At 67.9% G+C, this 4,990-nt stretch carries 7 protein-coding genes; all 7 read right to left on the reverse strand.

Translation table 11 applies throughout. The features are described from left to right. A partial coding sequence (locus Q0Q48_RS28720; protein ID WP_366915324.1) for an insulinase family protein occupies positions 1-161 on the reverse strand: 161 nt, incomplete at its 3' end. Continuing rightward, positions 158-1,603: a threonine synthase gene (gene thrC, locus Q0Q48_RS28550; RefSeq protein ID WP_295145856.1), complete on the reverse strand. Its 1,446-nt coding sequence runs from the start codon at positions 1,601-1,603 to the stop codon at positions 158-160. The genes Q0Q48_RS28720 and thrC, both read right to left, overlap by 4 nt. A gap of 12 nt (positions 1,604-1,615) precedes the next feature. Further along, positions 1,616-1,867 carry a DUF1272 domain-containing protein gene (locus Q0Q48_RS28555; RefSeq protein WP_295145858.1) on the reverse strand — a complete coding sequence of 84 codons (252 nt, stop codon included), beginning with the start codon at positions 1,865-1,867 and terminating at the stop codon, positions 1,616-1,618. Between the two features lie 9 nt (positions 1,868-1,876). Continuing rightward, positions 1,877-3,379: a carboxypeptidase M32 gene (locus tag Q0Q48_RS28560; protein ID WP_295145860.1), complete on the reverse strand. Its 1,503-nt coding sequence runs from the start codon at positions 3,377-3,379 to the stop codon at positions 1,877-1,879. Further along, positions 3,376-4,113, reverse strand: a complete 738-nt coding sequence (locus Q0Q48_RS28565) for an SURF1 family protein (RefSeq protein WP_295145861.1) — start codon at positions 4,111-4,113, stop codon at positions 3,376-3,378. The genes Q0Q48_RS28560 and Q0Q48_RS28565 overlap by 4 nt, the downstream gene beginning before the upstream one ends. 10 nt (positions 4,114-4,123) lie before the next feature. Beyond that, positions 4,124-4,411, reverse strand: a complete 288-nt coding sequence (locus tag Q0Q48_RS28570) for a DUF983 domain-containing protein (RefSeq protein ID WP_295145863.1) — start codon at positions 4,409-4,411, stop codon at positions 4,124-4,126. Positions 4,412-4,553: 142 nt separating this feature from the next. Continuing rightward, a partial coding sequence (locus tag Q0Q48_RS28575; protein WP_295145865.1) for a cytochrome c oxidase subunit 3 occupies positions 4,554-4,990 on the reverse strand: 437 nt, incomplete at its 5' end.

Raw genomic sequence — 4,990 nt, forward strand, 5'->3', positions numbered from 1 at the left:
GCCATGTGCTCCAGCATGTGGGCCATGCCGTTCAGCTCGGCGGTCTCGTGGCGCGTGCCGCAGGCGACCCAGATGCCGAGTGACGCCGATTCGACCTCGGGCATGGGGTCGACGGCGACCCGCAGGCCGTTGGCCAGGGTCGTAACCTTCACATTGCTCACGTACGCACCTTGCTCCTGGCTGCGGGCGCGGCGGCCATCTCCCGGCGTTCGTCGATCATCGATTTGAGCGACGCGACGTCGTTCGGCATCCGGTCGGCGCGCTCGGCGCGCTCCAGCAGGTCCGAGAGACGGGCCGGCAAACGCGGCCGACGGCCGGTCGCCTTCTCGACGGCGTCGGGGAACTTCGCAGGATGCGCCGTCGCCAGCACGACCATGGGAATCGAGGTGTCGCGGCGATGCTGCTGGGCCAGTGCGTAACCGACGGCGGTGTGCGGATCGATGGTCTCGCCAAACCGCTTCAGGCAATCCGACATGGCGGCCAGAGTCCCGGCATCGTCGAGCCGGCCCGCGTCGAAGAGCTGGCGGACGCCCGCCAGAACGTTGCCGCCGACCTTCAAGGTGCCGGTACTGCGGAACGCGGTCATCGCATCGGCCAGGGTGGCGCCATTGCGGTCGTAGAGGTCGAAGAGCAGGCGCTCGAAATTGCTCGAGATCTGGATGTCCATGCTCGGGCTCAAGGTCGGCACGACCTCGGAGGTGGTCATCGTGCCGCTCTCGAAGAAGCGCGCCAGGATGTCGTTGCTGTTGGCGCCGACCACGAAGTGCGAGATCGGCAGGCCCATCTGCTTCGCGGCATAGCCGGCATAGACGTTGCCGAAATTGCCGCTGGGCACGCTGAACGCCACCGGTCGCTCCGGCGCGCCGAGCTTCAGCGCTGCCCAGAAGTAGTAGACGATCTGCGCCATCACGCGGGCGAAATTGATCGAGTTCACCGCCGTCAGCGAATGCTTGTCGCGGAACGCCAGATCGTTGAAGCAGGCCTTGGCGAGGTCCTGGCAGTCGTCGAACGTGCCCTGCACCGCGATGTTGTGCACGTTGGGCGCCAGCACCGTCGTCATCTGCCGGCGCTGGACCTCGCTCACGCGGCCGTGCGGGAACAGCATGAAGATGTCGATGGTCTTGCGGTCGCGCACCGCCTCGATGGCGGCCGAACCGGTATCGCCCGAGGTGGCGCCGACGATGGTCGCATGCTGGCCGCGCGCCGTCAGCGTCTGGTCGAGCATGCGGCCGAGGAGCTGCAGCGCCACGTCCTTGAAGGCGAGCGTCGGGCCGTGGAACAGCTCGAGCAGGTGCAGGCCCGACTCGCCGAGCGGCTTCAGCGGCGCGACCTCCGGCGTCTCGAACGAGGCATAGGCCTCGCCGATCAGGCGGCGGAAAGTCGTCTCGTCGAAGGCGTCGCCGACGAACGGCTTCATGACGCGGAAGGCGAGCTCGGTGTAGCCCAGGCCTTTCAGCGCCGCGATCTCGGGCATGCTGAATTGCGGCCACTCGGCGGGCAGATAGAGGCCGCCATCGCGGGCGAGGCCCGCCAGCATGATGTCTTCGAAGCCGAGCGGCGCAGGATTTCCCTGCGAGCCGTGGCGGGTACTGATGTAACGCAAGGGAAACTCCGGCTAGGCGACCTGCCGACAGGCCTCATGGTCCTTGCGGACCCGTTTCGTGGAGGCCGGGAATTTGGCCAAGGCTTTCTCAGGGCGGGTCGGGCGCTTGACCAGATCGCCGCCGCAGTTCGGGCAATGTCCGCCCAGACGGGTTCGGGCACAGTCGGCGCAGAAGGTGCACTCGAAAGTGCAGATCAGGGCGTCGGACGCACCGTTGGGCAGGTCCTTGTTGCAGCATTCGCAGTTCGGGCGAAGGTCGAGCATGGGTCCCTCTTACGCCTGCAGGTAGCGGCTTTCCAGATGGGCTTTGAAGGCGGCGGCGTCCAGCGGCGCCCCGGTAGCCCCGGTCAGGATCTCGTCGGTGGTGGCGATCGAGCCCTTGCCGTGCACGTTGGTCCGCAGCCAGCCCAGAAGCGGGCCGAAATCGCCCTGCCCGATCGCGTCCATCAGGCCGGGATGGGCGCGGCGGGCAGCAGCGAAGAGCTGGGCCGCGGCCAGCGCCCCCAGCGTATAGGTCGGGAAATAACCCCAGCCGCCGTCCGGCCAATGAATGTCCTGCAGGCAGCCCAGGGAGTCGTCGGGCGGCACGATGCCCAGCAGTTCCCGCATACCGTCGTTCCAGGCACCCGGCAGGTCGGCCAGCGCGAGGTCCCCCGCCAGCATCGCCCGCTCCAAGCGGTAGCGCAGCATGATGTGCAGCGGATAGGTGACCTCGTCGGCATCGACCCTGATGAACCCCGGCGCCACGCGCGTGTAGAGCCGATGGATGTTCTCCTCGGTCCAGGCCGGCCCGTCCTTGCCGAAGGCGCCGCGCATGCGCGGCGCGGCGAAGGCCAGAAAGGCGTCGCTGCGACAGGCCTGCATCTCCATCAGCAGCGACTGGCTCTCATGCAGGGTCATGCCGCGCGCATGGCCGACCGGCTGGCGGCGCCAGGCCTTGGGCAGGCCAGCCTCGTACAGACCGTGGCCGGTCTCGTGCAGCACGCCCATCAGGGCGCGCGCGAAGTCGGCCTCGTCGTAGCGCGTGGTAATGCGCACATCGTCGGCCGTGCCGCCGGTGAAGGGGTGCGCCGACACGTCGAGGCGGCCGTGATGGAAGTCGAAGCCGATGCGGCGGATCAGTTCCTCGCCCAGCCGGCGCTGCGCCTCGACGGGGAACGGACCCTCGAGCGGCAGCGGTTCGGGCTGGCTGCGCTGCCGCTCCAGCACGCGGCCCAGCAGGTCGGGCAGGAAGCCGCGCAGCTCGGTAAACAGGACGTCGATGCGTGCAGAACGCCCCCCGGGCTCGAACTCGTCGAGCAGCGCATCGTAGGGCGAGGTGCCCAGCGCCGCGGCCTTGGCCTCGCCGACGCGGCGCATGATGGTCAGCACCTCGGAGAGCGTCGGCAGCAGCGACTTGAAGTCGGCATTCTTGCGGGCCGAACGCCAGGCAAGCTCGCAGGCGGAGCAGGCGCGCGTGCGGGCCTCGACGAGGTCGGACGGCAGCGCGCTCTCGTGCACCCACGACCGGCGCATCTCGCGCAGGTTGGCGTCCTGCCAGGGATCCAGGGAGGCCCTGCCCTCCTCTGCGCGCGCCAGCAGTTCGGGCATCTCGGGCGCGGAGATGATCTCGTGGGCGATGACGCCCAGGGTCGCGAGCTGGTCGGCCCGATCCTGGCTCGCGCCGTCCGGCATCATCGTCGAGCGGTCCCAGTTCAGGATGGCCGCCGCGCGACCGATATCGCTCATTCGGGCGAAGCGGCGCTCCAGTTCGGCGTAGGGATCGTTGGCGATCATTCGCCCTTCCTGCGGCCGTTGATCTCGAGGCGCCCGTTTTCCCAGTGGTAGGCGAGATAGACACCGACCAGCGCGAGGGCGATCAGGAACCAGGTGATGGCGTACTGGAGATGGTCGTTGGGAATGTCGAGGCGCGTCTGCCCGCCCACGGGCACGCCGCCGGGATTGGGCGTGGCATCGGCTTCGAGGAAGAACGTGTCGAGCCTGGGATCCGGCGCCGCCCCCGCCATCTTGCGCATCAGCGGCACGTCGGCCTGGAACCAGACGTTCTTCTCGGGCACGTTCTCCGGCGCAAAGCGGGCCCTGATCTGCGAACGGCGAACCAGCCCGGTCAGCTCGACCCGTCCCGAGGGCTGCGCCGCGGCCTGAGTCGCGGCAGCCCGGTCGGGCACCCAGCCGCGATCGAACAGGACGACCCGACCATCGTCGGTCTTCAAGGGCACGATGACCTGCAGGCCGACCTTGTTCTTCAGGCTGCGCGCGGCCAGGAAGAACTCGTGGCCGTGCTCGAAGGTGCCCGCGACTTTCACGCGCCCGTACTCGTGGCGCAGCGGCACGCCGCTCAGCAGCTCATCGAGACTCATCGGCGGCGCCGCCTGATTGGTGGCGATGCGATCGAGGATGTCGCGTTTCCATTCGCGGCGCTCCATCTGCCAGATGCCGAGCCCCAGCGACAGGATCAGGATCGGCAGCGAGACGAGCGTGGGCCAGAAAGCGGGCCTCAGCCGGATCATGGGATCTCCTCTACTCGTCGAGTTCGGTCGTGCGATGGACGAACTGCTGGGCGGTCAGCAGCGCCTTGAGGAAGCGCAGCATCCAGACGGCCAGCGCGAAGGTGAGCGGCAGCCAGATCGCCACATGGAGCCACCACGGCGGCTCGTAGCGGAACTCCACCCAGAAGACGAGTATCATGATGATGGCGCCGAGCCCGAGGATGACGAACACCGCCGGCCCATCGCCCGCATCGTTGCCGCGCAGGTCGAGCCCGCACGTGGAGCAGCGATCGACCACGGTCAGCAGACCGGTGAACAATCGCCCCTTCCCGCAGCGTGGGCAGGCGCCCCGCAGGGCGACATCGAACGGCGATTGGCGTGGCCAGTCAGACAAGCGCGTCTCCCCAAAAACGAACCGCCGGGGAGCACCCGGCGGTTCCAAGATAGCCCGTATGCCCGCTTTAGTGCAGGGCGATCGGAGCCTTGCCGGCGCCCCACCAGTAGACGCAGAAGAACAGGAACAGCCACACCACGTCGACGAAGTGCCAGTACCAGGCGGCAGCCTCGAAGCCGAAGTGCTGCGTGGGCTTGAACTGGCCCTTCGCGGCCCGGATCAGGCAGACGATCAGGAAGGTCGTGCCCACCAGCACGTGGAAGCCGTGGAACCCCGTCGCCATGAAGAAGGTCGACGAATAGATGTCCTGGCCGAACGTGAACGGCGCGTGCATGTACTCGTAAGCCTGGATGCAGGTGAAGATCGCGCCCAGGACGACGGTGCAGAGCAATCCGCGGACCGCGTCCTTCTGCTTGCCCTCGATGATCGCGTGATGCGCCCAGGTGCACGTGGTGCCCGACAGCAGCAGGATCAGCGTGTTCATCAGCGGCAGGTCGAACGGCG

The organism is uncultured Reyranella sp., assembly GCF_945957355.1.
Taxonomy (GTDB): domain Bacteria; phylum Pseudomonadota; class Alphaproteobacteria; order Reyranellales; family Reyranellaceae; genus Reyranella.